Origin of the sequence: Nocardioides sp. Root1257 (genome assembly GCF_001425175.1) — a bacterium.
Taxonomy (GTDB): Bacteria; Actinomycetota; Actinomycetes; order Propionibacteriales; family Nocardioidaceae; genus Nocardioides.
Genome location: NZ_LMDV01000009.1, coordinates 455,839 through 481,495, shown reverse-complemented (window position 1 = coordinate 481,495; position 25,657 = coordinate 455,839). Strand labels below are relative to the sequence as shown.

The 25,657-nt window shown below is 67.3% G+C and carries 23 protein-coding genes and 2 tRNA genes; 17 read left to right on the top strand and 8 right to left on the bottom strand.

From position 1 onward, the window contains the following. Window positions 1–13: 13 nt before the first annotated feature. A complete protein-coding gene (locus tag ASC77_RS16485) occupies window positions 14–1,228 on the top strand; it encodes a pyridoxal phosphate-dependent aminotransferase (RefSeq protein ID WP_056155308.1) in 1,215 nt (404 codons plus the stop codon). 13 nt (window positions 1,229–1,241) lie between these two features. After that, window positions 1,242–2,006: a lysophospholipid acyltransferase family protein gene (locus ASC77_RS16480; protein WP_056155305.1), complete on the top strand. Its 765-nt coding sequence runs from the start codon at window positions 1,242–1,244 to the stop codon at window positions 2,004–2,006. A 48-nt stretch (window positions 2,007–2,054) separates the two neighbouring features. On the opposite strand, the gene ASC77_RS16475 is transcribed toward ASC77_RS16480, so the two are convergent. From ASC77_RS16475 to rpmH, 8 genes are all read right to left on the bottom strand, one after another. Beyond that, the gene (locus ASC77_RS16475; protein WP_056155303.1) at window positions 2,055–3,023 is read right to left on the bottom strand and encodes a ParB/RepB/Spo0J family partition protein; all 969 of its coding nucleotides are present in this window, start codon (window positions 3,021–3,023) and stop codon (window positions 2,055–2,057) included. After that, window positions 3,020–3,961 (bottom strand): ParA family protein, encoded by a 942-nt coding sequence (locus ASC77_RS16470; RefSeq protein ID WP_056155300.1) that lies wholly within the window; start codon window positions 3,959–3,961, stop codon window positions 3,020–3,022. Before ASC77_RS16470 ends, ASC77_RS16475 begins: the two co-directional genes overlap by 4 nt. A gap of 164 nt (window positions 3,962–4,125) precedes the next feature. Further along, the gene (gene rsmG / locus ASC77_RS16465) at window positions 4,126–4,869 is read right to left on the bottom strand and encodes a 16S rRNA (guanine(527)-N(7))-methyltransferase RsmG (protein WP_056155297.1); all 744 of its coding nucleotides are present in this window, start codon (window positions 4,867–4,869) and stop codon (window positions 4,126–4,128) included. A gap of 2 nt (window positions 4,870–4,871) precedes the next feature. After that, a complete protein-coding gene (locus tag ASC77_RS16460; protein WP_082574837.1) occupies window positions 4,872–5,444 on the bottom strand; it encodes a protein jag in 573 nt (190 codons plus the stop codon). Then, on the bottom strand, window positions 5,437–6,435 hold the full coding sequence (gene yidC / locus ASC77_RS16455) for a membrane protein insertase YidC (protein ID WP_056155295.1): 999 nt from the start codon (window positions 6,433–6,435) through the stop codon (window positions 5,437–5,439). Before yidC ends, ASC77_RS16460 begins: the two co-directional genes overlap by 8 nt. 3 nt (window positions 6,436–6,438) lie before the next feature. Next, a complete protein-coding gene (gene yidD / locus ASC77_RS26240; RefSeq protein WP_082574835.1) occupies window positions 6,439–6,732 on the bottom strand; it encodes a membrane protein insertion efficiency factor YidD in 294 nt (97 codons plus the stop codon). Further along, window positions 6,729–7,085: a ribonuclease P protein component gene (rnpA, locus tag ASC77_RS16450; protein ID WP_056155290.1), complete on the bottom strand. Its 357-nt coding sequence runs from the start codon at window positions 7,083–7,085 to the stop codon at window positions 6,729–6,731. Before rnpA ends, yidD begins: the two co-directional genes overlap by 4 nt. A 30-nt stretch (window positions 7,086–7,115) precedes the next feature. Then, window positions 7,116–7,253, bottom strand: a complete 138-nt coding sequence (rpmH, locus tag ASC77_RS16445; RefSeq protein ID WP_056156542.1) for a 50S ribosomal protein L34 — start codon at window positions 7,251–7,253, stop codon at window positions 7,116–7,118. A gap of 501 nt (window positions 7,254–7,754) precedes the next feature. Here rpmH and dnaA point away from each other — a divergent pair. The 15 genes from dnaA to ASC77_RS16375 all read left to right on the top strand — a co-directional run bounded on the left by dnaA (window position 7,755) and on the right by ASC77_RS16375 (window position 25,655). Further along, a complete protein-coding gene (gene dnaA / locus ASC77_RS16440) occupies window positions 7,755–9,209 on the top strand; it encodes a chromosomal replication initiator protein DnaA (protein WP_056156539.1) in 1,455 nt (484 codons plus the stop codon). 396 nt (window positions 9,210–9,605) lie between these two features. Continuing rightward, on the top strand, window positions 9,606–10,742 hold the full coding sequence (dnaN, locus tag ASC77_RS16435) for a DNA polymerase III subunit beta (protein WP_056155288.1): 1,137 nt from the start codon (window positions 9,606–9,608) through the stop codon (window positions 10,740–10,742). Between the two features lie 24 nt (window positions 10,743–10,766). Further along, a complete protein-coding gene (gnd, locus tag ASC77_RS16430) occupies window positions 10,767–11,675 on the top strand; it encodes a phosphogluconate dehydrogenase (NAD(+)-dependent, decarboxylating) (protein WP_056155285.1) in 909 nt (302 codons plus the stop codon). A gap of 12 nt (window positions 11,676–11,687) precedes the next feature. Next, window positions 11,688–12,842, top strand: a complete 1,155-nt coding sequence (gene recF / locus ASC77_RS16425; protein WP_056155280.1) for a DNA replication/repair protein RecF — start codon at window positions 11,688–11,690, stop codon at window positions 12,840–12,842. Then, window positions 12,832–13,368: a DUF721 domain-containing protein gene (locus ASC77_RS16420; protein ID WP_056155278.1), complete on the top strand. Its 537-nt coding sequence runs from the start codon at window positions 12,832–12,834 to the stop codon at window positions 13,366–13,368. Before recF ends, ASC77_RS16420 begins: the two co-directional genes overlap by 11 nt. A 255-nt stretch (window positions 13,369–13,623) precedes the next feature. Beyond that, window positions 13,624–15,732 (top strand): DNA topoisomerase (ATP-hydrolyzing) subunit B, encoded by a 2,109-nt coding sequence (gene gyrB, locus ASC77_RS16415; protein WP_082574833.1) that lies wholly within the window; start codon window positions 13,624–13,626, stop codon window positions 15,730–15,732. A gap of 129 nt (window positions 15,733–15,861) precedes the next feature. Continuing rightward, window positions 15,862–18,540, top strand: coding sequence for a DNA gyrase subunit A (gene gyrA / locus ASC77_RS16410; protein ID WP_235547744.1), 2,679 nt, complete (start codon window positions 15,862–15,864; stop codon window positions 18,538–18,540). Beyond that, window positions 18,540–19,133, top strand: coding sequence for a DUF3566 domain-containing protein (locus ASC77_RS16405; RefSeq protein ID WP_056155270.1), 594 nt, complete (start codon window positions 18,540–18,542; stop codon window positions 19,131–19,133). The genes gyrA and ASC77_RS16405 overlap by 1 nt, the downstream gene beginning before the upstream one ends. A 70-nt stretch (window positions 19,134–19,203) precedes the next feature. Next, window positions 19,204–19,280 (top strand) — tRNA-Ile (locus ASC77_RS16400). A gap of 33 nt (window positions 19,281–19,313) precedes the next feature. Then, a complete protein-coding gene (locus ASC77_RS27505; RefSeq protein WP_235547719.1) occupies window positions 19,314–19,439 on the top strand; it encodes a DLW-39 family protein in 126 nt (41 codons plus the stop codon). A 19-nt stretch (window positions 19,440–19,458) separates the two neighbouring features. After that, window positions 19,459–19,534 (top strand) — tRNA-Ala (locus tag ASC77_RS16395). Window positions 19,535–19,679: 145 nt separating this feature from the next. Beyond that, on the top strand, window positions 19,680–20,213 hold the full coding sequence (locus tag ASC77_RS16390; protein WP_056155267.1) for a hypothetical protein: 534 nt from the start codon (window positions 19,680–19,682) through the stop codon (window positions 20,211–20,213). A gap of 261 nt (window positions 20,214–20,474) precedes the next feature. Further along, window positions 20,475–21,932 (top strand): ATP-binding protein, encoded by a 1,458-nt coding sequence (locus ASC77_RS16385; protein ID WP_156391135.1) that lies wholly within the window; start codon window positions 20,475–20,477, stop codon window positions 21,930–21,932. Further along, window positions 21,929–24,709, top strand: coding sequence for a Z1 domain-containing protein (locus ASC77_RS16380; RefSeq protein ID WP_156391134.1), 2,781 nt, complete (start codon window positions 21,929–21,931; stop codon window positions 24,707–24,709). The genes ASC77_RS16385 and ASC77_RS16380 overlap by 4 nt, the downstream gene beginning before the upstream one ends. Continuing rightward, window positions 24,702–25,655 (top strand): PD-(D/E)XK motif protein, encoded by a 954-nt coding sequence (locus tag ASC77_RS16375; RefSeq protein ID WP_056155259.1) that lies wholly within the window; start codon window positions 24,702–24,704, stop codon window positions 25,653–25,655. The genes ASC77_RS16380 and ASC77_RS16375 overlap by 8 nt, the downstream gene beginning before the upstream one ends. Window positions 25,656–25,657: the final 2 nt, after the last annotated feature.

Sequence of the window (25,657 nt, the reverse complement as noted above, 5' to 3'; positions counted from 1 at the left end):
TCAGGATGGCGGGGTGCGCAAGATCCGACAGAGCCGCAAGCTGCAGAACGTCCGCTACGACGTGCGGGGTCCGATCCTGCTCGAGGCACAGCGGCTGGAGGCCGAGGGCCACCACATCCTGAAGCTCAACATCGGCAACACCGCGCCGTTCGGCTTCGACGCCCCCGAGGCGATCGTCGCCGACATCGTGCACCACCTGCCCGACTCCCAGGGCTACAGCGACAGCCAGGGCATCTACCCGGCCCGCACGGCGGTCGCGCAGTACTACCAGTCGCACGGCCTGCGCGACGTGAACGTCGACGACATCTTCATCGGCAACGGGGTGTCCGAGCTGATCTCGATGGTGCTCCAGGCCTTCCTCGACGACGGCAACGAGATCCTGATCCCGGCGCCGGACTATCCGCTCTGGACCGGTGCCGTGACCCTGGCGGGCGGTACGGCGGTGCACTACGAGTGCGACGAGGACGACGACTGGAACCCCGACCTCGCCGACATCGAGGCCAAGATCACCGAGAACACCCACGGTCTGGTGATCATCAACCCCAACAACCCCACGGGCGCCGTCTACAGCGCCGAGGTCGTCAAGGGGCTGGTCGACATCGCCCGGCGCCACGACCTGGTCGTGTTCACCGACGAGATCTACGAGAAGATCATCTTCGACGACGCCGTGCACCACCACGCGGCGACGTACGCCGGCAGTGACGTGCTCTGCCTGACGTTCAGCGGCCTCTCCAAGGCCTACCGGGTGTGCGGCTACCGCGCCGGCTGGCTGATGATCTCGGGCCCCAAGGAGCTCGCGGAGGACTTCCTCGAGGGCCTCACGCTGATGGCCAACATGCGGATGTGCGCCAACGTCCCGGCGCAGCACGCGATCCAGACGGCCCTCGGCGGCTACCAGTCGATCGAGGAGCTCATCCTCCCCGGCGGTCGCTTCTACGAGCAGAGCAAGACGGCGAGCCGGCTGCTGAACGAGATCCCGGGCGTCAGCAACGTCGAGCCGCAGGGCTCGCTCTACTGCTTCCCGAGGCTGGACCCCGAGGTCTACCCGATCGAGGACGACGAGGCCTTCGTCATCGAGCTGCTGCGGGCCAAGAAGATCCTGGTGACGCACGGGACGGGCTTCAACTGGCCGCGCCCCGACCACTTCCGGCTGGTGACCCTCCCCGACCTGCACGTCCTCGAGGAGGCGATCGGCCGGATCGCCGACTTCCTCGAGACCCGCCGCTGAGCCGAGGAGCACCATGCGCGACATCACCTACCCCCCGATCATCGTCGCCGCGAAGACCTCGTTCCGGCTCCTCGGGCAGCGCTTCCGGATGACCGGCACGGAGCACGTGCCGACCTCGGGCGGCGTCCTGCTCGCCTGCAACCACATCGGCTACGTGGACTTCATCTACGGCGGCCTGGCCGCCAACCCCTCGGGGCGGCTGGTCCGCTTCATGGCCAAGCGCGAGCTCTTCGACCACACGCTCGTCGGCCCGCTGATGCGCTCGCTGCACCACATCGAGGTGGACCGGGGTGCCGGTGAGGCGTCGTTCCGGACCGCGGTCGACTACCTCCGCCGGGGCGAGGCCGTCGGCATCTTCCCGGAGGCCACCATCTCGCGCTCGATGGAGCTCAAGGAGTTCAAGACGGGAGCGGTCCGTATTGCGGCCGAGGCGGGGGTCCCGCTGGTGCCGGTGACGATGTGGGGCACCCAGCGGATGATGACCAAGGACCACCCGCGCGACTTCTCCCGGGGCAAGACGATCTCGATCAGCGTCGGGGCGCCGCTGCACCCCACGGGTGCGGACCCGGTCGCCGAGACCGCGGAGCTCCGGGCCGCCATGACCGAGCTGCTGGACCGGACCATCCGCGACTACCCCGCGGACGAGCAGCCACCCGGGTCCTGGTGGCTGCCGGCGTCGTACGGCGGCAGCGCTCCGACGCCCGAGGAGGCGCTCCGGCTCGACGACGAGGAGCGCCGTCGGCGAGCGGAGCGAAAGGCCAACAAGTCGACAAAGTGACTTGTTGATTTACCGTCTTGCCGCTTTACCGCTAGATAGATGAATGGCTCAGATCGGGCGGTCGTTGCGGTTGCGCGGGTCCATGATGTCGACGATGCGCTGCAGGTCGTCGATCGACCCGAACTCCACGGTGATCTTGCCCTTGCTCCGGCCCAGGTCGACCTTGACGCGGGTCTCGAAGCGGTCCGACAGCCGCTCCGCCAGGTCCACCAGGCCCGGTGCGACCGGCTTCTTGCGGACCACGCGGGGCGCGGCCTGGTCGACGTCGCGCATGGCGACGATCTCCTCGAGGGCGCGGACGCTGATGCCCTCGGCGATCACCCGGCCCGCGAGCCGGTCCTGGACCTCGGGGTCCTCGATGGCGAGCAGGGAACGGGCGTGACCCGCTGACAGCACGCCCGCAGCGACCCGCCGCTGCACGGCCGGCGTCAGCTTGAGGAGTCGGAGGGTGTTGCTGATCTGGGGACGGGAGCGACCGATCCGGCTCGCCAGCTCCTCGTGCGTGCAGCCGAAGTCGTCGAGCATCTGCGCGTAGGCGGCCGCCTCCTCGAGAGGATTCAGCTGCGAGCGGTGCAGGTTCTCCAGCAGCGCGTCGCGGAGCATGTCCACGTCGTCGGTCTCGCGGACGATCGCCGGCACCAGCTCCAGGCCGGCCTCCTGCGAGGCGCGCCACCGCCGCTCCCCCATGACGAGCTCGTACTCGTCGGTCCCGAGCCGACGTACGACGACGGGCTGGAGCACCCCGATCTCCTTGATCGAGTGCACCAGCTCGGCCATCGCCTCCTCGTCGAAGACCTGGCGCGGCTGGACCCGGTTGGGCTGGATCTGCCCGACCGGGAGCTCCGCGAAGTAGGCGCCCGCCACCGGCGCGAGGCCGGCGACGTCGAGCTGGCCGCGCTGCTCGGCCTCCGGGGCCGCGGCGTCGTCGCCGGCCTCGTCGGCGGGCGGCCCCGTCGGGATGAGCGAACCCAGGCCACGGCCGAGTCCTCGGCGCTGCGGAGGACGGTTCGCACTCATCTACTGGCTCCCTGGATGGCGATCTCACGTGCGGCCTCGAGATAGGAGAGCGCACCCGGCGAACCCGGATCGTAGGTCATCACGGTCTGGCCGTAGGACGGGGCCTCCGAGACCCGGACCGATCGCGGGATGCTCGTCTTGAGCACCTGGTCGCCGAAGTGCTCGCGCACCTCCTCGGCCACGCCCGAGGCGAGCCGGGTGCGGGCGTCGTACATCGTGACGAGGATCGTGGAGACCTCGAGACCCTGGTTGAGGTGCGCGCGCACCATCTCCACTGTCTCGAGCAGCTGGCCGAGGCCCTCGAGCGCGTAGTACTCCGCCTGGATCGGGATCAGCATCTCGTCGCCGGCCACCAGCGCGTTCAGGGTCAGCAGGCCCAGGGACGGCGGGCAGTCGATGAGCACGTAGTCGAAGCGCTGGTCGCCGGCCTCGTGGGCGCTGCCCACCCAGGGGTGTCCATAGACCGCCTTGCGCAGGCGGCTCTCCCGGGCGACCACCGAGACCAGCTCGATCTCCGCGCCAGCGAGGTCGATCGTCGCCGGCACGGCCCAGAGGTTGTCGACCTCCGGGGACTGCGTCATCACGTCGATGAGCGGCTCGCCGTCGACGAGGGCGTCGTAGGTCGAGGGGACGCCGCGTCGGTGCTCGACCCCGAGGGCGGTCGAGGCGTTGCCCTGGGGGTCGAGGTCGATCACGAGGACGCGCTGACCGAGCTGGGCCAGGGCCGCGGCGACGTTGACGGTCGACGTGGTCTTGCCGACGCCGCCCTTCTGGTTCGCCACGACGAAGATCCGGGTCTTGCTGGGCCGGGTCAGTGGCGGCCTCATCCGAGCGCCCTGCCGGGCCAGCACGATGTGCTCGGCGGCCCGGGCCAACGGAGTGGCGTGGTCGTCGTCGAAGGTCGGCGCGGCGACCGCGATGTCTGCGGCCGTGCGCACCCGGAAGCCCTGGTTGAGCCCACCGACGGGCGTTTCACGTGAAACATCGTCCGGGGACGACGTGTCGGGTTGCTGTGGAGAACTCTGGTCAGTCTGTGGATAACCCCGCTCACCAGGGGTCTCCGACCCGGTGGAAAACTCTGCCCCGGGATCGGCGTTCTCCGTCACGACTTCCGCCTCCGCTTTCCTGTCGACCGGCCTCGACCAGCGCTGCCGTGCGCGGCCGGACTCGACGCAAGCGGCCAAGATACCCGTCCGGGGTCGGCCCAGGCCACCCGGAGGGCAACGGTGGGGGACACCGGCCAGCCCTCACCCAGCAGGTGCACCTCCGGCTCCGCGCAACCCCAGCGTTGCAGGTCCGCTCCAGCCGCTTCGATCTCGTCTCGCACGGAGCTGCCCTTCATCGCCACCAGCGACCCCGTCGGAGCCACCAGCGGCATCGACCAGTCGAGCAGCCGGCCCAGGGGAGCCACCGCACGCGAGGTCACGACCTCGAAGGTCTGTGACCCGTGCAGCGCATCGGCGCGACCACGGACGACCTCGACGTTGCCGAGCCCCAGGCCGGACACGACCTCCTCGAGGAAGGTCGTCCGACGCAGCAACGGCTCGACCAGGGTCAGCGACAGGTCGGGGCGGGCGATGGCGAGCACCAGACCCGGCAACCCGGCTCCCGAGCCGATGTCGCACACCGTCGCGTCCTGGGGGAGCAACTCTCCCAGGAGCGAGCAGTTCACCAGGTGGCGGTCCCACAGCCGCGGGGCCTCTCGAGGACCGATGAGTCCTCGGACCACACCGTCGGTCGCGAGCACGTGCGCGTACTGCTCCGCCAAGGCCAGCCGGTCAGACGGAAACGCCCTCCGCGCCACCTCGGGCGTGGAGGGCGTTTCACGTGAAACGTCGGGGTCCATCGTCAGCCCGGCAGCACCACGACGAAGCGGCGGGGCTCGACGCCCTCCGACTCCGAGGTCAGGCCGGCGGCCGCGACGGCGTCGTGCACCACCTTGCGCTCGAACGGCGTCATGGCCGAGAGCGACAGCGGCTCGCCGGTCTCACGCACGGTGGCGACGGACTCCTCAGCGACCCGGATCAGCTCCTCGCGCTTGCGCGCCCGGAAACCGGAGATGTCCAGCATCAGCCGGGTCCGCTCGCCGGTCTCCCGGTACACGGCCAGGCGCGTCAGCTCCTGCAGCGCCTCCAGCACCTCGCCGTTGTCGCCCACGAGCTGCGAGAGCTCGGCACCGACGATCGAGACAGCAGCACGGTCGCCGTCCACGTCCATGTCCAGGTCGCCGTCGAGGTCGGCGATGTCCAGCAGCTCCTCGAGGTAGTCGGCGGCGATGTCGCCCTCCTGCTCGAGCTCCTCCAGACGGGAGGTCCGGGTCTTCGTCGTCCCCTCGCCCTCGGGGGTCTCGACCTGCTCCGGACCGGTCTGGGTCATCTCGGGGGCCTGGGTCGTCTCGTCGGTCACGGTCTCGTCACTCATCGGTGCCTCCTTCGGGCTTCGGCTTGGGGGCGGGTCGCTGACCCGGGCTCTGCTTGCGCTGCGACTTCGACTGCTTCTTCGGCTGCTGTCGCGTCTGCGGGCGCTTCACTTCCTCGACCACGGGCTCGACCACGGCCTCCACGGGCTTGCCGTGCTTGGCCGCCTTCGCCCGGTCGCGCTCCGCCTTCGCGGTCGCCGCGGCGGTGCCAGGAGCGGGGTTGTTGCGGATCACGTAGAACTGCTGGCCCATCGTCCACAGGTTCGACGTGGTCCAGTAGAAGAGGACGCCGATCGGGAACGCGATGCCACCGACGGCGAACACGACGGGGAGCACGTAGAGCAGCAGCTTCTGCTGCTGGGCGTACGGGCCGCTGAGCGCGTCGGCCGGCATGTTCTTGCTCATCAGCTGGCGCTGGGTCGTGAACGTCGTCGCCGTCATCGCGACGACCAGCACCGCGGCGAGGATCTGCACGGACAGCAGGCCGTCGGAGCGCAGGAAGGTTGCCGTGATCGGGATGGTGCCGAAGAGCTTGGCCTCACCGAAGCTCTTGGCCAGCTCCGGGGTCAGGAAGGCGATCCCGTCACCCTTGGCGGCGTGGTGGTCCAGCAGGCGGAACAGCGCCAGGAAGATCGGCATCTGGATCAGGATCGGCAGGCACGAGGCGAACGGGTTCGTCCCGCTGTCCTTGTAGAGCTTCATCGTCTCCTGGGCGAGACGCTCCCGGTCGTGACCGTACTTCTTCTGCAGCTCCTTGACCTTGGGCTGGATCAGCTGCATGTTCCGGCTGGACTTGATCTGCTTCACGAACAGCGGGATGAGCAGGGCACGCACCGTGAGGGTCAGGCCGATGATGGCCAGCACCCACGTCCCACCGCCGTCGGGATCGAGACCCAGGGTGGTGAGCATCCAGTGCCACGCCACCAGGACCGCCGAGATCGCGTAGTACAGCGGCGTCATGATGAGGTGGCCGAGATCGCCTATGGCTCCCACGAATCAGGCTCCTTGCTGGGGTGAGTGCGATGTGCCCGCGTGGACGCGGGAGGAGTGTGCAGGGTGTGCCCGGGGCGGCACCGGGTCGTAGCCGCCGGCGGCCCAAGGATGACAGCGACCCAAGCGACGCACCGCCAGCCACGTCCCGCGCAGGCTCCCGTGCGTCGTCACCGACTCGAGTGCGTACGCCGAGCAGGACGGGTGGTAGCGGCAGACCTGGCCGTACAGGGGGCTGATCAGCAGTCGGTAGGTCCGCAGGAACCCGATCAGCAGCCATCGCAACGGGTCGTACCTCACGCGGTCACCTCCGGCTGCACGCGAGCGAGACAACGGCTCAGGTCGGCAGAGAGTTCCCTGGTCGACGCCGATGCCGCGGCCGGCAGCGCGCGGACCACGAGCACAGCAGAGCCCGGGAGCGACGAGACGTGCTCCCGGGCGAGGTGTCGAAGTCGACGTTTCACGTGGTTGCGGACCACGGCATTGCCCACCGCCTTGCTGACCACGAAGCCGATCCGGGGTCCGGAGTCACCGACCGCAGGGTCGACCTCGACGAGGTGGACCACCACGGTCCGGCTTCCGGCCCGCCGGCCGCTGCGCACGGTCTGCCGGAAGGACGCACCGTCGGTCAGACGGTTCTCCGACGGCAGCACGTGCCGGCCTGGGGAGGCGGGACGCGGCCGTCAGACCGCGAGGCTCTTGCGGCCCTTGCGGCGGCGCGAGGACAGGATCGAACGACCCGCACGGGTGCGCATCCGCAGGCGGAAGCCGTGCACCTTGTGACGGCGGCGGTTGTTCGGCTGGTACGTACGCTTGCTCACGAGGTTCTCTCCGTAGTGGTTCAGGGCAGCCACACCGGGCCGGGACGGTCGGTACCGATGACCGGCCCGCGAGGGGCCGGATCGCCTTTCGGCTGGCACCGCCCACCCACGACGACGATCCGGTCGGATCAGCTGCTCTTCGTGGACATGCGGCACCTGTCGACACCGGGTGACCGAGCAACGGTACGCGCTGGGAATCCACAGGGTCAAACCCGCGCACGCCGGTGCCGACGGAACCTGTGGATGACGGGTTGCCGGAGGCGTCGGAACCTTGTTACGTTCCGGAGCACCGGGGTTCCCCGCCACCCGTGATCCAGAGCTTCCCCGCAGGTCGTGTGACGCCCGACACATCGGACGCAATCAGCCTCTGACCTGCGAAAACAGCACGTTCTCCGGATCTGGGATGTGTCTCGGGCCTACTCTCTCCACAACGAGAGCGTCGGGTTCACAACCTGTGGACAAAGTTGTGGACGCAACTCGGGCAGCAGCCTGAAGACCAGCATCAAGAAAGCGGGAGCGGTGGAGCAGCACACCTCGGACCTCGACGTCGCCTGGCGGGGGGTGGTCGACGACCTCCAGCCCAACCAGCGTGCCTGGCTCAGCGCCAGCGAGCCGGTGACGCTGCACGAGAGCACGGCCATCGTCGCGGTTCCCAACGACTTCACCCGCAACCAGCTCGAGGGCCGGCTGCGCGCCCAGCTCGAGGATGCCTTGAGCCTCCGGTTCGGCCGGGAGATCCGGATCGCGGTGACCGTCAACCCCGCCCTCGAGACGGAGATGACCCCGGCCACCGTCGAGGAACTGCCTGAGACACAAAGTGACTTGTCGACAAATCGACAAGTGGATGTCGCCCCGACGGCCAGCGCGCCCCCGCCCACCCCGGAGCCGGTCGACGTCGGTCCGCGCCCGACCTCCCTCGAGACCCGGCTGAACCCCAAGTACACCTTCGAGACCTTCGTCATCGGCTCGTCGAACCGGTTCCCGCACGCGGCTGCCGTCGCGGTGGCCGAGGCACCGGGCAAGGCCTACAACCCGCTGCTCGTCTACGGCGACTCCGGACTCGGCAAGACCCACCTCCTGCACGCCATCGGCCACTACGTCCGATCGCTCTACACCTCCGCCCGCGTGCGGTACGTGTCCAGCGAGGAGTTCACCAACGAGTTCATCAACGCGATCCGCGACGACCGTCAGGACCGGTTCAAGCGTCGCTACCGCGATGTCGACGTGCTGCTCATCGACGACATCCAGTTCCTCGAGGGCAAGACCCAGACGCAGGAAGAGTTCTTCCACACCTTCAACACGCTCCACAACGCCAACAAGCAGATCGTCCTCACCTCCGACCGGGCCCCCAAGCGCCTCGAGGCGCTCGAGGACCGGCTGCGCAACCGGTTCGAGTGGGGCCTGATCACCGACGTCCAGCCACCCGACCTCGAGACACGGATCGCGATCCTGCGCAAGAAGGCCGCGATGGACCGTCTCACCGCGCCCCCGGACGTGCTCGAGTTCATCGCCTCGAAGATCCAGACCAACATCCGCGAGCTCGAGGGCGCCCTGATCCGGGTCACGGCGTTCGCCAACCTGAACCGCCAGGAGGTCGACATGACCCTGGCCGAGATCGTGCTCAAGGACCTGATCCCCGAGGGCGGCGAGCCGGAGATCACCGCCGCGCTGATCATCGCCCAGACGGCGGCGTACTTCGGGCTCTCGATCGAGGAGCTCACCGGTCCCAGCCGCGGCCGGCACCTGGTGATGGCCCGCCAGATCGCCATGTACCTCTGCCGCGAGCTCACCGACCTCTCGCTGCCGAAGATCGGCGCGCAGTTCGGCAACCGCGACCACACGACGGTCATGTACGCGGACCGCAAGATCAACCAGCTGCTCGCCGAGCGCCGCGCCGTCTTCAACCAGGTCAGCGAGCTCACCAACCGGATCAAGCTCCAGGCCCGCCAGTCCTGAGCACGCTCGGTCGTTGCAACGTGGGGGCAACGTGTCGTTCCACGGCCTGTGGACGAGGTGTGCGCTCAAATGACATCCATCGGCCTCGCCTGTGGACGGGCTGCTCCCCCGGTGTGCACCCCCGGCGCCGCTCCACACCCTCCAGCCAGCTCGTCGGCGGCGGTGCACAGGGCCTGTGCACCTCAAAAGGTGCCCCTGACCTGGGACTTCAGGAGTTGTCCACAGTTTCCACCGTTGCTATGACTCCTCCGTACCTCTAGACCTAGAGATCCCCCGTCAACGTCCATCCGGACCCCGACCTGGGGACAAACCCCCAGAATCCCCACCGAACCTCCCGCTCGCTGTGCCTGCATGGCAGGATTCACCTCCCCACCCGTCCGACCCGAAGGACACATCGTGAAGTTCCGCGTCGAGCGCGACGTGCTCGCCGATGCCGTCGCCTGGGCTGCCCGCAGCCTCCCGGTCCGTCCGAGCGTCCCGGTCCTGGCCGGTCTACTCATCGAGGCGAACGACGACGGGCTGGTGCTGTCCACCTTCGACTACGAGACCTCGGCCCGAGCCACGCTCAGCGCGCAGGTCAGCGACGAGGGCCGGGCCCTGGTCAGCGGTCGACTGCTCGCCGACATCTGCCGCAGCCTCCCGGCCAAGCCGGTCGACATGGTGCTCGACGGCGCCCGGGTCTCGCTGACCTGCGGCTCGGCACGCTTCAGCCTGCAGACCATGCCGGTCGAGGACTACCCCGCGCTGCCCGACATGCCGGCCGCGACGGGCACCGTCGACAGCGAGGGCTTCGCCCACGCCGTCGCCCAGGCGGTCACCGCCGCCGGCCGCGACGACATGCTCCCGGTCCTGACGGGCGTGCGGATCGAGATCGACGGATCCACCATCTCCCTGCTGGCCACCGACCGGTTCCGGCTCGCGCACCGCGAGCTCGCCTGGAACCCGCACACCCCGGACGTCTCGGCCGCCGCCCTGGTGCCGGCGCGCGTGCTCGGCGACACCGCCAAGGCGCTGACCGCCGGCGGCGAGGTCACCATCGCGCTCGCGACGACTGGCACCGGCGAGGGCATCATCGGCTTCGAGGGCGACGCACCCGGCGGCCGCCGTCGTACGACGACCCGTCTCCTCGACGGCGAGTTCCCGAAGGTCCGCAGCCTCTTCCCGGCCGAGCACCTCACCACCGCGCTCGTCGACAAGACGGCGCTGATCGAGTCCGTCCGCCGTGTCTCGCTCGTCGCCGAGCGCAACACCGCGGTGCAGCTCGCGTTCAGCGACGGCGTCCTCACGCTCGACGCCGGGTCCGGCGACGAGGCCCAGGCGTCGGAGTCGATCGAGGCGAGCATCCAGGGCGAGGACATCACGACGGGCTTCAACCCGCAGTTCCTGCTCGACGGCCTGACCGTCATGGACCAGCAGGTGATCGAGCTCGCCTTCACCCAGGCCTCCAAGCCCGTGGTGCTGAGCGGGTCGACGGAGGGCGAGGCGGAGACCGCGTTCCGCTACCTGCTGATGCCGCGCCGGCTGCTCTCGTAACCACTTCGTCCTAGGCTGGGTCGTATGGAACTTGGACTCGTCGGGCTCGGCAAGATGGGTGGCAACATGCGCACCCGTCTGCGCGACGCCGGCCACACCGTCATCGGCTACGACCGCAACCCCGATCTCGCCGACGCGGACAGCCTCGCCGCGATGGTCGAGCAGCTGCCGTCGCCCAAGGTCGTCTGGGTGATGGTCCCCGCAGGGGACCCGACCCGCAGCACCATCGAGGAGCTCGGTGGGCTGCTCGGCGACGGTGACCTGGTCGTCGACGGCGGCAACTCCAAGTGGACCGACGACCAGGCCAACGCGGCGATGCTGGCCGAGAAGGGCATCGGCTTCGTCGACTGCGGCGTCTCCGGAGGGGTCTGGGGTCTGCAGAACGGCTATGCCCTGATGTGCGGTGGCACCGATGAGGACGTCGCCAAGGTGCAGCCGGCGCTCGACGCGCTGAAGCCCGAGGAGGGCGGCTTCGTCCACGCGGGCAAGAAGCCCGGTGCCGGGCACTTCGCCAAGATGGTCCACAACGGCATCGAGTACGCCATGATGCAGAGCTACGCCGAGGGCTGGGAGCTGCTGGAGAAGGTCGACCTCGTCGACAACGTCACCGAGGTCTTCGACTCCTGGCGCTCCGGCACCGTCATCCGCTCCTGGCTGCTGGACCTCCTGGTCGCCGCCGTCGAGGAGGACGAGCACCTCGACAAGATCGCCGGGTACGCCGAGGACTCCGGCGAGGGCCGCTGGACCGTCGAGGCGGCGATCGAGAACGCCGTACCGATGAACGTCATCGCCGCCTCGCTCTTCGCGCGCTTCACCTCGCGCCAGGACGACAGCCCCGCGATGAAGGCCATCGCCGCGATGCGCAACCAGTTCGGCGGGCACGCCGTCCACACCGAGCCGCCGGCCGGTGGGGACGCGGCCGGCCCAGCCTGACCGACGCAGTCCGTGTACGTCGCCCACCTCTCGCTCCACGACTTCCGGTCCTACGCGACCGCCGACGTCGAGCTGGGGCCCGGGGTGACGGCGTTCATCGGCCGCAACGGCCAGGGCAAGACGAACCTCGTCGAGGCGATCGACTACCTGTCACGCCTCGCGTCGCACCGCGTCTCCGGTGACGGACCACTGGTGCGGTCCGGCGCGGAGCAGGCCGTGGTCCGGGCAGCCGTCGTACGCGACGGGCGGACCGCCGTGCTCGAGGTGGAGATCAATCCGGGGCGCTCCAACCGCGCGCGGGTCAACCGCTCCCCCCTCCCCCGGGCGCGCGAGCTCGTCGGGCTGGTGCGCACGGTCGTCTTCTCGCCGGAGGACCTGACCCTGGTGAAGGGCGATCCCTCCGACCGGCGCCGGTTCCTCGACGACCTGCTCGTGCTGCGCACGCCGCGGCTGGCGGGCGTTCGCTCCGACTACGACCGGATCCTCAAGCAGCGCAACTCCCTGCTGAAGACGGCGGGTGCCGCCCGGCGCGGGTCCTCGAGCCAGGAGGGTGCGCTCTCGACCCTGGGTGTGTGGGACGACCACCTCTCCCGGGTGGGCGCGGAGCTGCTGGCCGAGCGGCTCGCCCTGGTCGAGGCACTGCGGCCGTACGTCGGCAAGGCGTACGAGACCGTCGCCCGCGGCGCGACCCGCGACGACGCCGACCTCGAGTACCGACCCTCCTTCGACCTCGAGGGGCGCACCACCCGCGAGGAGCTCACCGACGCGCTGCTCGCCGAGGTCGAACGACGGCGCAAGGACGAGCTCGACCGCGGGATCTCGCTCGTCGGGCCGCACCGCGACGAGCTGCTGCTCAGCCTCGGGCACGGTCCCGACCAGGACCGCCTGCCGGTGAAGGGCTACGCCTCGCACGGCGAGTCCTGGTCGTTCGCGCTGGCGATGCGCCTCGCGTCGTACGACCTGCTGCGTGCCGACGGCGACGACCCGATCCTGATCCTGGACGACGTCTTCGCCGAGCTCGACACCGAGCGACGCGCGCAGCTGGCGGAGCTCGTCGCCGATGCAGAGCAGGTGCTCGTCACCGCGGCCGTCGGCGCCGACGTGCCCGAGGCGCTGGCCGGGGTGCGGTACGCCGTCGCCGGTGGCGAGGTCCGCCGTGAGCCCTGACGACCCGGTCGAGACACCCCCGGACCCCGCGGGCCACGACCCGGACGGGCTCGATCTCGCGCGAGCACTGACCCGGGCGACCGCGAAGTCGACCCCGAAGGCCCGCAAGCCGAAGCGCCAGGACTCGAAGTGGAACCGCAGCCGGGTCACCGGCGCCCATCCCGACGACCGCGACCCGCAGCTGCTCGACGACACGCTCTCGCGCCTGGTCGCCGATCACGGCTGGGACCTCGACCTGCGAGTCCAGGGCGTCTTCGGCCGCTGGGCGGAGCTGGTGGGCGCCGAGGTCGCCGAGCACTGCACCCCGGAGAGCTTCGCCGACGGCCGGCTGGTCGTGCGGACCGCGTCGACCGCCTGGGCCACCCAGCTGAGGCTGCTCGCCCCGACGGTGGTGCGCCGGCTCAACGAGGAGCTCGGCCACGGCACCGTCACCGTGATCGAGGTGCTCGGCCCGCACGGCCCGACCTGGAAGAAGGGGCCCCGCTCGGTCCGCGACGGCCGTGGCCCGCGCGACACCTACGGGTGACCCCCGAGTCGCCCAGAGACGATCTGGCGGGCCCGCCGACGTACGGGGACCTGTCGACACCCCTGCGAGGCCCCTCGATCGGCGCTCACGGGACGCTACGGCCCCATTTTCATCCACAGATCCCCCCTCCTCCGAGGGGCACACGTGGAATACGGCCTTCTGACGGGTATCATGGACGTCGGCCGCCAGCGCCCCCGTGCTGCGGCCTTCTCCATGTCTTCTCCCTGTCACCAGTAGCCCTGTGAAGAGGTGCGCGTGTCCGACGACAGCCCCGTCGAGATCCCCGACGAGACCCCCGAAGAGACTCCCGCACCCGCGACCCCCGCCGTCGAGTACGACGCGTCCGCGATCCAGGTCCTCGAGGGCCTCGAGGCCGTGCGCAAGCGTCCCGGCATGTACATCGGCTCGACCGGTGAGCGCGGCCTGCACCACCTGATCTGGGAGATCGTGGACAACGCGGTCGACGAGTCGCTCGCCGGCTACTGCGACCGGATCGTGCTGACGCTCCAGGAGGACGGCGGCATCCGGGTCGAGGACAACGGGCGCGGCATTCCCACCGACACCGCCCCGGGCCAGGAGCTGCCAGCGCTGACGCTCGCGCTCACCGTGCTGCACGCCGGCGGCAAGTTCGGTGGCGGCGGCTACAAGGTCTCCGGCGGCCTGCACGGTGTCGGCGTGTCCGTCGTGAACGCGCTCTCCAGCAACGTGATCGCCGAGGTCAAGAACCGCGGCCACCTGTGGCGCCAGACCTTCACCGTCGGCGTGCCCGACGGCGCGCTCGAGCAGGTGCGCGCGATGGAGCCGGGCGAGAGCACCGGCACCACGATCACCTACTACGCCTCCCCCGACATCTTCGAGACCACGACGTACAACCTCGAGACGGTCACCTCGCGGATCCGCGAGATGGCCTTCCTCAACAAGGGCCTGACCATCGTGGTCCGCGACGAGCGGCCGGTCGCGTCCGAGATCGTCGACGCTGTCGAGGACGACACGGTCGCCGCCGACGTCGACTCCTCGCGCGACGACGCGATCAAGCGCGGCGAGAGCGGCGGCATCGAGCAGACGTTCTGCTACCAGCGCGGCCTGGTCGACTACGTCGAGTACCTGAACCGTCGCAAGACCGTCGCCAACCCGACGGTCATCTCCTTCGAGGCCGAGACCCCGGAGTCCTCCGAGAACCACATGAGCCTCGAAGTGGCCATGCAGTGGAACACCACGTTCTCCGAGTCGGTGCACACCTTCGCCAACACGATCAACACCCACGAGGGCGGCACCCACGAGGAGGGCTTCCGCGCGGCGCTCACCTCGCTGGTCAACAGCTGGGGCTTCGAGTGGGGCCTGATGAAGAAGCCCGAGGACCGGGTCTCCGGCGACGACATCCGCGAGGGCCTCACCGCGATCATCTCGATCAAGATGGGCGAGCCGCAGTTCGAGGGCCAGACCAAGACCAAGCTCGGCAACACCGAGGCCAAGGGCTTCGTGCAGCGGATCATGAACGACCAGCTCGGCGCGTGGCTCGAGCAGAACCCCGCCGAGGGCCGCGACATCATCCGCAAGTCGCAGGCCGCGGCGCAGGCCCGGATCGCGGCGCGCAAGGCGCGCGACCTGGCCCGTTCGCGCAAGGGCCTGCTCGGCTCCGGCAGCCTGCCGGGCAAGCTGTCGGACTGCCAGTCGACCAACCCCGCCGAGTGCGAGGTCTTCATCGTCGAGGGTGACTCCGCCGGCGGCTCGGCGCGGCAGGGCCGCGACCCCCGGATCCAGGCGATCCTCCCGATCCGCGGCAAGATCCTGAACGTCGAGAAGGCCCGCATCGACAAGGTCCTGGGCAACCAGGAGGTGCAGTCGATCATCTCGGCCCTGGGCACCGGCATCCAGGAAGAGTTCAACATCGAGAAGCTGCGCTACCACAAGGTGGTGCTGATGGCCGACGCCGACGTCGACGGCCACCACATCAACACGCTGCTGCTCACGCTGCTCTTCCGCTTCATGAAGCCGCTGATCGAGGGCGGCTACGTCTACATGGCGCAGCCCCCTCTCTACCGGCTGCGCTGGAACAAGCCGCACGAGCACGAGTTCGTCTACTCGGACGCCGAGCGGGACGCGCTGCTGCGTGACGGCCAGGCCGCGGGCAAGAAGCTCCCGAAGGAGAACCCGGTCCAGCGCTACAAGGGTCTCGGCGAGATGAACGCCAAGGAGCTGTGGGAGACCACGATGGACCCCGACCAGCGCCTGATGCTCCAGGTGACCCTGGACGACGCCGCCCACGCCGACGAGATCTTCTCGATCCTGATGGGCGAGGACGTCGAGCAGCGTCGTTCCTTCATCCAGCGCAACGCCAAGGACGTCCGATTCCTGGATATCTAGGTCTCTAGCGAGATCACTAGATTCCAGTAGAGCCGACCAGAGAGACGAAGACCTGTGACTGAGACCCCCACCGACGGCGGCACTCCCCCGCTGGGCGGCCGGATCGAGCCGGTCGAGCTGCAGACCTCGATGCAGCGCGCCTACATCGACTACGCGATGGCCGTCATCGTCGGTCGCGCGCTGCCCGACGTACGCGACGGGCTGAAGCCGGTGCACCGCCGGGTCCTCTACGCGATGTACGACGGCGGCTACCGCCCCGACCGCGGCTTCTCGAAGTGCTCGCGCGTCGTCGGCGACGTGATGGGTCAGTACCACCCGCACGGCGACACGGCGATCTACGACACCTTGGTCCGCCTCGCCCAGCCGTGGGTGATGCGCGCGCCGCTGGTCAACGGCCAGGGCAACTTCGGCTCGCCGGGCAACGACTCCGCCGCGGCCATGCGGTACACCGAGTGCCGGATGGCGCCACTGGCCATGGAGATGGTCCGCGACATCAACGAGGAGACCGTCGACTTCCAGCCCAACTACGACGGTCGCTCCGAGGAGCCCGTCGTGCTGCCGGCGCGGTTCCCGAACCTGCTGGTCAACGGCTCGGCCGGCATCGCCGTCGGCATGGCCACCAGCATCCCGCCGCACAACCTGGGCGAGGTCGCCGACGGCGCCCGCTGGGCGCTCGAGCACCCCGATGCGACCCGTGAGGAGCTGCAGGAGGCGCTGCTCGAGCGGATCAAGGGCCCCGACTTCCCCAACGGTGCGCTGATCGTCGGTCACCAGGGCATCGAGCAGGCCTACCGCACCGGTCGCGGCTCGATCACGCAGCGCGCGGTCATCGAGGTCGACGAGGACGCCCGCGGGCGCACCTGCCTGGTGATCACCGAGCTGCCCTACATGGTCAACCCGGACAACCTGGCGCTGAAGATCGCCGAGCTCGCCGACAGCGGCAAGGTGCAGGGCATCGCCGACGTGCGCGACGACACGTCCGACCGCACCGGCCAGCGCCTGGTGATCGTGCTCAAGCGCGACGCCGTCGCGCGGGTGGTGCTCAACAACCTGCTCAAGCACACCGAGCTGCAGACCAACTTCAGCGCCAACATGCTGGCGCTGGTCGACGGCGTGCCGCGCACGCTCTCGATCGACCAGTTCATCAGCAACTGGGTCGACCACCAGATCGAGGTCATCCGCCGGCGCACCGAGTACCGGCTGCGTCGCGCCGAGGAGCGCGCCCACATCCTGCGCGGTCTCGCCAAGGCACTCGACATGCTCGACGAGGTCATCGCCCTGATCCGGCGCTCGCCGGACGTGGCGGAGGCGCGCGAGGGCCTGATCGAGCTGCTCGAGATCGACGAGATCCAGGCGACCGCCATCCTCGACATGCAGCTGCGGCAGCTCGCCGCGCTGCAGCGCCAGAAGATCATCGACGAGCTCGCCGAGATCGAGCTCGTGATCGCCGACTTCCTCGACATCCTGGCCAACGTCGGCCGGCAGCGGCAGATCGTGTCGGACGAGCTCGCCGAGATCGTCGAGAGGTACGGCAACGAGCGGCGTACCCAGATCATCGCGGCCGACGGCGACCTCTCGATGGAGGACCTGATCCCCGACGAGGAGCTGGTCGTCTCGATCACCCGCGGCGGCTACGCGAAGCGCACCCAGCGCCAGCAGTACCGGATCCAGAAGCGCGGCGGCAAGGGCGTGCGCGGCGCGACGCTGCGCGGCGACGACGTCGTCGAGCACTTCATCGCGACCACCAACCACCACTGGCTGCTGTTCTTCACCACGGCCGGGCGCGTCTACCGCACCAAGGCCTACAACCTGCCCGAGGCGTCGCGCGACGCGAAGGGCGGCCACGTCGCCGGGCTGCTCAGCTTCCAGCCCGACGAGAGCATCGCCCAGGTGCTGGCCATCCGCGACTACGAGCAGGCGCCGTACCTCGTGCTCGCGACCCGCAACGGACTGGTGAAGAAGACCCGCCTGGGCGACTACAACAGCCCGCGACAGGCCGGCGTCATCGCGATCAACTTCCGCGAGGACGACGACGAGCTGATCGGCGCCGAGCTGGTCAACGCAGAGGACGACATCCTGCTCGTCTCCCGCAAGGGCTCGGCGATCCGCTTCAAGGCGGAGGACAGCCAGCTGCGGCCGATGGGCCGCGCGACGTCGGGCGTCACCGGCATGAAGTTCCGCACGCCCGAGGACTCCGTGCTGTCGATGTCGGTCATCCGGGCCGAGCAGGTCGCGGCCGAGGAGGCAGCCGAGGCCCAGGCCGAGGCGACCGGGGAGTCCACCGCGGCGGGCGAGCTGCCCGATGTGAAGGAGCAGTACGTCTTCACGATCACCGACGGTGGCTTCGCCAAGCGCAGCCGGATCTCGGAGTACCGGATCACCAACCGCGGTGGCCTGGGCATCAAGGCGATGGCCCTCGCGAACGAGGACCGTGGCCAGCTGGTCGGTGCGTTCATCGTCGAGGAGGGTGACGAGGTCATGTCGATCACCCAGAACGGCCAGGTCGTGCGCAGCCCGATCAACGCCGACTTCCGGCCCACCGGGCGCTCCACCATGGGCGTGAAGTTCGTTGGCCCGAAGTCGGGCGACTCGGTCGCCGTCGTGGCCCGCTCCGTCGAGTCCCGCGAGGACGAGGAGACCGAGGTCGACGGCGAGGTCGACGGCGAGGTCGACGGCGAGCTCGAGGGCGCCGCCGAGGTCAGCGAATCGTCGGATGCGGACGCGGGTGCAACAATCGAGGGGACAGTGGACGTCGAAGAGTCGTCCGACGCACCCGGGCCCGACACCGACGGGGAGAGTGAGGCCTGATGACCGACCGGTCCACCGAGAGCACCGCTACTCGTACCGCTGCCGACCGCTCGAGCACCACCAAGCCATCGTCCAAGCCGCCTTCGTCCAAGCCGGCTTCGACGCGCGGCCTGGGCGAGCGGATCTCCTCCGCCGTCGGCAAGGCCAGCGACGAGCACCGCGCCAACGCCAACCCGGGTTCCAAGACGGCCGCGAAGAAGGCGTCACCGAACCGGAAGCCCCCGCGGCGCGCCCGCCTGCGACTCACCCGCATCGACCCGTGGTCGGTGATGAAGACGTCGTTCCTGCTGGCGATCGCGTTCGGTGTCGTCACGGTCGTGTCGGTCTTCATCATCTGGTCGGTGCTGTCCGCGGCCGGCGTCTGGGACTCGATCAACCAGACCGTCCAGGACGTCGTGGGTGGCGAGGACGCCGGGAGCTTCGACGTCGAGAAGTACGTCGGGATGTCCCGCGTCATGGGCTTCACGATGCTCGTCGCCGTCGTCGACGTCATCCTGATCACGGCGATCGCGACCCTCGGCGCGTTCCTCTACAACATGGCAGCGGCACTGCTCGGCGGGGTGGAGCTCACCCTCGCCGAGGACCAGCGCTGACCTGCCACGACGAAGCGCCCGCCGTTTTGTCGGGCACTCCGCGAGTGGGGTAATGTCCCCTCTCGGTCCGGGGCCTATAGCTCAGACGGTTAGAGCGCTTCCCTGATAAGGAAGAGGTCACAGGTTCAAGTCCTGTTAGGCCCACCATCCCGGTACGACACGAGCTCCACGGGAGTCACCATGAAGAAGATCCTGCTCCTCCTGGCGGCCGTCGGCGCAGCCGTCGTCGTGAAGAAGAAGCTCGACGAGGGCAAGCACGAGCAGGCTCTCTGGGCCGAGGCGACGGACAGCGTCAAGCGCTCCTGATCGTCGCACCGCTCCACCGGGGGCCTTGGCGCAATTGGTAGCGCACCTGCTTTGCAAGCAGGGGGTTAGGGGTTCGAGTCCCCTAGGCTCCACCACCAGAAACCGCAGGTCATCCTGCGGTTTCTTTCATTTCCGGAGTTATCCCCCTGCTAACGACTTTGCTGGCGCGGGGGACTGGCGGGGGAATCAGTCAGCAGCAGCACCTAGCTTGTCCGGCCTCGAGCTGCGAAGCTGCGCCCGATGGACGGCTACGCGCGACACGTGAAGGCGAACTTGTCGCCCGAGCAGGCCGTGGAGATGCAGGCCGTCGATGGTCTGGCAGAGAAGCTCCTCGCGCACATCGTCGCCACAACGGTCGAGATCGCAAACCTTCATGTGCACGGAGCGAAGAGCAAGGCGATCCAGGATCACTTCGCCATCCTCTTGCGCGAGGAGCTCGGATTCGGCGAGGAAGTCGTGTTGACCCCGCAGAGCGGACTCGTCACCCGAGCGCGTCCCGACTTCTTCTTCGAGCTCGCCGACGGACGCGGCATCATCGCGGAGGTGGAACGTGGCGGGACTACCACCAACAACCACGACCTCAAGGACCTGTGGAAGGCGCACGTCGCACCCGATGCCCACCATCTGTTCCTCATCGTCCCTCACAACAACTGGAGAGTGGACGGCTCACCTCGCGAACGCCCGTTCCCGATCGTCGCCCGCCGACTCGGCGCGTTCTTCGGCGATCCCCGCAGGGAGATCGATGTTGTCAGCGTGCACGTGTTCGGCTACTAAGAATCGCGCTGCCTCAGCCGATGCAGACTGTCGGCGTAGCACGTAGATGGGGTCGGTCGACTCAACGTAGCGTCCACGTCGGTAGAGATGGAGGGCGCTTTGACTGACGTCATCCCTAGGGATGAGTCCTGCTTCGATCTTGCTCATCTCCAGCCCTCTGTGCGCTGGAACCTGTGAGGATGTCACTCCGAGACGGAGTGCGCGGATGCACGGTCCGCGGGGCGCGGCGATGTACGTACCGAACGGGGAGGTTCGAGCTTCTTGAAGTCGATAGTCGTGACGCCAGATCCCGCTCTTCTCGAGTCGATGCGATCCATCGGTTACACCGTGGAGTCCGCCGTCGCTGATGTCATCGACAATTCAGTCGCCGCCAATGCGTCCCATGTCGAGGTCCTCTTCAGCTCCGCGGGACCGTTCCAAGTTGCGGTCATCGACGACGGCGACGGAATGTCGCGGGACGAGGCCGTTGCAGCCATGCGTCTGGCGGCAACGAGCCCGACAACCGAGCGGCGTCCCGAAGATCTGGGCCGCTTCGGCCTCGGGTTGAAGACCGCGTCGCTGTCGCAATGTCGCACACTCACGATCGCCAGCAGGAAGGACGGAGATCTCACCGTCCTTCGCTGGAGTCTTGATCACGTGATCGCGTCAGGGGAATGGTCACTCATCGAGCTCGACTCGACGGAGGCCTCTGACCTCCTTGGATGGGACCAGTTCGCACACGAGTCGACGGGGACCCTTGTGCATTGGGGCGACTTGGACCAGCTCAGGATGAGCGCAGGGGACGAACAATCCGACTTCGATCGGGTCGCCGTTGAGGTACGCGAACATGTGGCGTTGGTCTTTCACCTCTTCAACTCGGGCGACACCGTCCGCAAGATCGGGTTCAAGCTGAACGGCGGTCCCATAACACCCATCGATCCGTTCCTGTCCACGTCGTTGAAGACTCAGCAGACCGATTGGGAGCCCATTGAGATAGATGGCCAGCGGGTGCGCCTCAAGGCCTACACGTTGCCGTACCTCAACAAGCTTTCGGCCGTTGAACGAACCAAAGCCCTGAAGCTCGGTGGTCTCCGTGAAACCCAAGGCTTTTACGTCTACAGGGGCGGCCGACTCGTGATCTGGGGAACCTGGTTCCGCGTCGCGCCGCGGAGTGAGATGGCGAAGCTGACCCGGGTGCGCGTTGACATTCCCAACAGCTTGGACCACCTGTGGGCGCTGGACGTCAAGAAGTCCACCGCTGCACCGCCGCCCCTCGTGCGGCGACGACTCAGCGAGCTCGCGAAGACGATGATGCTCCCGAGCCAGAAGGTCCAGGAGTTCCGCGGTCGGAAGGTGAATCAGCCGGCCAAGGTGGACCACATGTGGGACCTTCGGCTGAACGGCGATGAGTTCAGCTACGAGATCAATATCGATCACCCAGCCGTTCAAGCATTCACGGCAGACCTTACGGACGAGCAACGCGAGCAGTTCGAACTAGTTCTGCGCGACGTCGAAACTACGTTTCCGTTCGTTGACGCCCACAACCGCATGAGTGGCGACAAGGTACCGGTGAGCGCGGACGCGGACGAAGAGCTGCTCAAGCGGGCGACAGAGAGTTGGGCGCATGTGCGCTCGTCCGGCTTCGAGCTTGAGACCTTCATCAGGAGCTTGGCCATAGCTGAGCCGTACTACCAAGTCTCGAACTTCGAGCGACGGTTACGAGAGGCGTTGACCCAGTGAGCAACCCAGCCGCTGCCGTTTCGAGTGTTCCACCAAACCTTCTTCCGAAGGTCGCCCTGCTCGTCCAGACGATCGTGACGAAGCACGGCTTACCCGCGCCGGTCGAAGCAGTCGAAGAGACGATCCAATCGTCACGCGCGTTTCTGCAGGGGCTCTTCCCTGAAGAGATCGATGACGACAGCTACAAGCTGATCGCCAACGAAGCGATGAAGCAGATCGTCGTCGACATTGCTCCGCCTATCGTCCTTGCTCCTGATTTTGAACCGTGGTTCAAGGATGCGGTCGCATCCGGGGAGATCAGACTCGAGCGGTGGTACTCCTACAAGCAGTTCCTGACGGTCGACAAAGGCTTTGCGCCCAAGGTGCTCGATGCCCTGGACCAAGCGAGTAGTGAGGTCGTCGACCTCCTAGGTGATCCGAACCTCGACGGAGCTTGGAAGCGGCGCGGCCTGGTCATCGGCGATGTCCAGTCCGGAAAGACCGCTACGTACATCGGAATCGTCAACAAGGCCGCCGACGCCGGCTACAAGTTGGTCGTACTGCTCACCGGAGCAACGGAGTCGCTACGGCAACAGACGCAGTATCGCGTCGACGAAGGTTTCTTGGGCAAGGACTCGTCCGTCGTGAAGCACGACAAGATCATCGGCGTGGGCAAGCACCCGACACAGACCAAGTTCCTGCGTGGCCAAGGCATGACCACCCACGCGAAGGATTTCGTCACCGCTTCGTTCACGGGTCAAGCGGTGACGATCGATCCAAACGCCGACCACCCCTACGTCTTCGTGGTCAAGAAGAACTTGAAACCACTCGAGAACATCATCGCCTGGCTACAGGGCCAGTTCAGTGGCGGGAAGTTCGATATCCCGATGCTTGTCGTCGACGACGAATCGGACTACGCCTCCGTCAATACGAACTATCGGACGACCGGGGACAAGAGCCCGACGGCGATCAACTCGAGGATCCGCGAACTTCTGGACCTCACAACCAGATCGTCGTACATGGCCTTCACAGCCACACCATTTGCGAACGTGTTCATCGATCACGAGTCATACGACGATGCTTTGAAGGACGACCTCTTCCCTCACCACTACATCTTCGCGCTGTCGAGTCCGACGAACTACGTCGGTTCCAAGAATTACTTCGGCACCTCGGACGAGAAGCTTGTCTCCAATCTGGTCGACATCACGGACGCACATGAGGACTTCCCTCCTCGCCACAAGTCTCACCTCTCCGTGTCCTTCCTTCCGGAGAGCCTCAATCAAGCCATTCACGCCTTTGTCGTCGCCTCAGCGATCCGCTTGGCTCGCGGCGACAAGGGGGCGCGGTCGATGCTCGTGAATGTCTCCCGCTTCAAGCACGTGCAGAGCCAGGTGTACGACCTCGTCAGTCTCGAGTACGCGAGGGTCAAGAACGCTATCGAGATTCACGCGCAGCCGCCGACGACCGGACCTGACACGCATGAAGTCCTCAAGCAACTCGCCGCGACGTTCGAGACCCGATTCGCCGACTCCCAGACGTCGTGGCCGGTCGTGCGGGACAAGTTGCTGGCCGCGGTGATCGACACGACCGTTGAACTCGTGAATTCCTCCCGGGACAAGCGGAGCGACGACAAGGTACGGAACATGATCGCCGTCGGTGGCGACGTACTCTCTCGCGGCCTGACCGTCGAGGGTCTGACCGTGAGCTACTTCTATCGCGTCGTCGGTGCTGCCGACACGCTCCTCCAGATGGCACGCTGGTTCGGATATCGACCGGGCTACGAAGACCTCGTTCGGGTCTGGATCAGCCCTGATGTCGCCGATCAGTTCCGGTTCGTATCGGACGTCTCCGAGGAGCTCCGCGTACAGATCGGGGAGATGCGCGAGCTCGGGAAGACACCCGAGGACTTCGGTCTGATGGTCCGGAAGCACCCCGAGACCCTTGCCATCACAGCTAAGAAGGGCGTCTCTGAGTCGCGGTCGATGGTGATCTCACTTTCGGGCCGCAGGATCGAGACGATCAGGATCCCGGCCAACGCGGATGTCGTCGCGGGCAACCAGCGTGCAGTCCGAGATTTCCTGATCGCGGTCGACGCCGACACGAGCGGCTCAGATTGGAACGAACGCCCGAATGGCTTGGACTACATGGGCAAGGTCGGGATCTCAAAGGATCGGATCGCGGACCTCCTCAAGGCCTTCACCTACGACCGCGGCAACCTGATCCTGGCCAACTCGTTGCACAAACTAATCAGGGACCAGCGCTCCCCCGCTTTTCAGGACTGGACAGTCGGCATCGTCAGCGGCACTGGTGACAAGCTCAAGCTTGCTCCCGGAGTCGTCCTACCCAGAATGCCCAAGCGAGCGGTGCGCTATTCGACAGATGGAACGAACGCCACCTTCAGAGTTTCCGGTAGCAGTGCGCGACTGGCTGGCAGTACAGATCTCGCCAAGACCTACGACCACAAGGGCGGTGACTTGGTCGAACCCGGCGTCTACCGCGAACTGCCGCACCCGACGCTGCTGATCTACCCACTGGAGCCGAACTGGGAGGTTAAGCCGCCGGAGCCGGCCACAGATGCCGACAGAGCCGCAGCCGTTGAAGAAGAGGCGACGGCCAGGACCGCTTGGGAAGAGGCAGCAGGAGACTCGAAGGCCCTGATGGCATTGAAGATCGCCATTCCCGGTGAACCGGGCTCGAAGAGCGGCGACGTTGTGTACCTCCTCAACGGACCGGCGATCGAGGAGTTCCGCCAAGACTTCGAAGTCAGCGCGGATGACCGGGAGGACTTGGATGAGTGACACCCAACTGATCACAAGCTGGCGCGGATATCTGGCGGGAGGAACGGCCGGACTGCATCTGTATGACTCGGTCCATCCGCTTCAGATCTTCATCGGGACTACCGACGCTGGGGCGCCAAGGATGGTGGTCCGCACCCAGACGAAGCCTGTGAAGCCGATCCTGTCGAACGTGGTCCTTGTCGAGAGGTACGAGGACAAGAGCGGCAAGTGGAATCTCAGTTTCACGCTCCAGGACCGCAAGTTCGACGAGGTCTTCCTTCGGCTCGCTGATGACGTTCACGCTCGGTCATCATCGGCAGCCAATGAGCCGATGGCTCTCGATCGAGTCGGCGTCGTCTTCGATGAGTGGCGAAGGCTTCTCAAGCCTCGGCCGAAGGGTCTTCTCACCATGGAAGAACTCCGGGGCTTGGTCGGCGAGCTCTGGCTGATCCTCAACGAGTTCGCTGCTTCCAGGCCAACGAGCGCTGCGATCGAGGGTTGGCTCGGACCGATGGGATTGCCGCAGGACTTCTGGTACGCCTCGGACGGCTTTCACGAGGCGAAGTCGATCGGGCCGTCAACCTCACGTCTTCGGATCTCATCGGAGCACCAGCTGGACGAGAACGACCTTCAGCTGATCGTCCTACAAGTTGCGACGACCGACGACCAGACGGTCGGTGCAACGAACCTTCCGTCGTTGGTGGCGAAGGTGCGTTCGTCACTGGCGGAGGCGGCGGCCAGCGCCGAGGGCCTTGACGAGCGGCTCCTGAGGCTGGGCGTTGACCTTTCCGAGTCCTTTTACCAGGACACGTGGTTCCTCCCTACACGGAAGTCGATCTACAAGGTCGGTCCGGACTTTCCCCGCATCGCTGCCTCTGCGCTCTCCGGTGGGATCAGCCGCGTCACTTATCAATTGGAACTCGTCGACCTTGAAGAGTTCAAGGTCGCCACCGTCGAGGTTTCTTGATC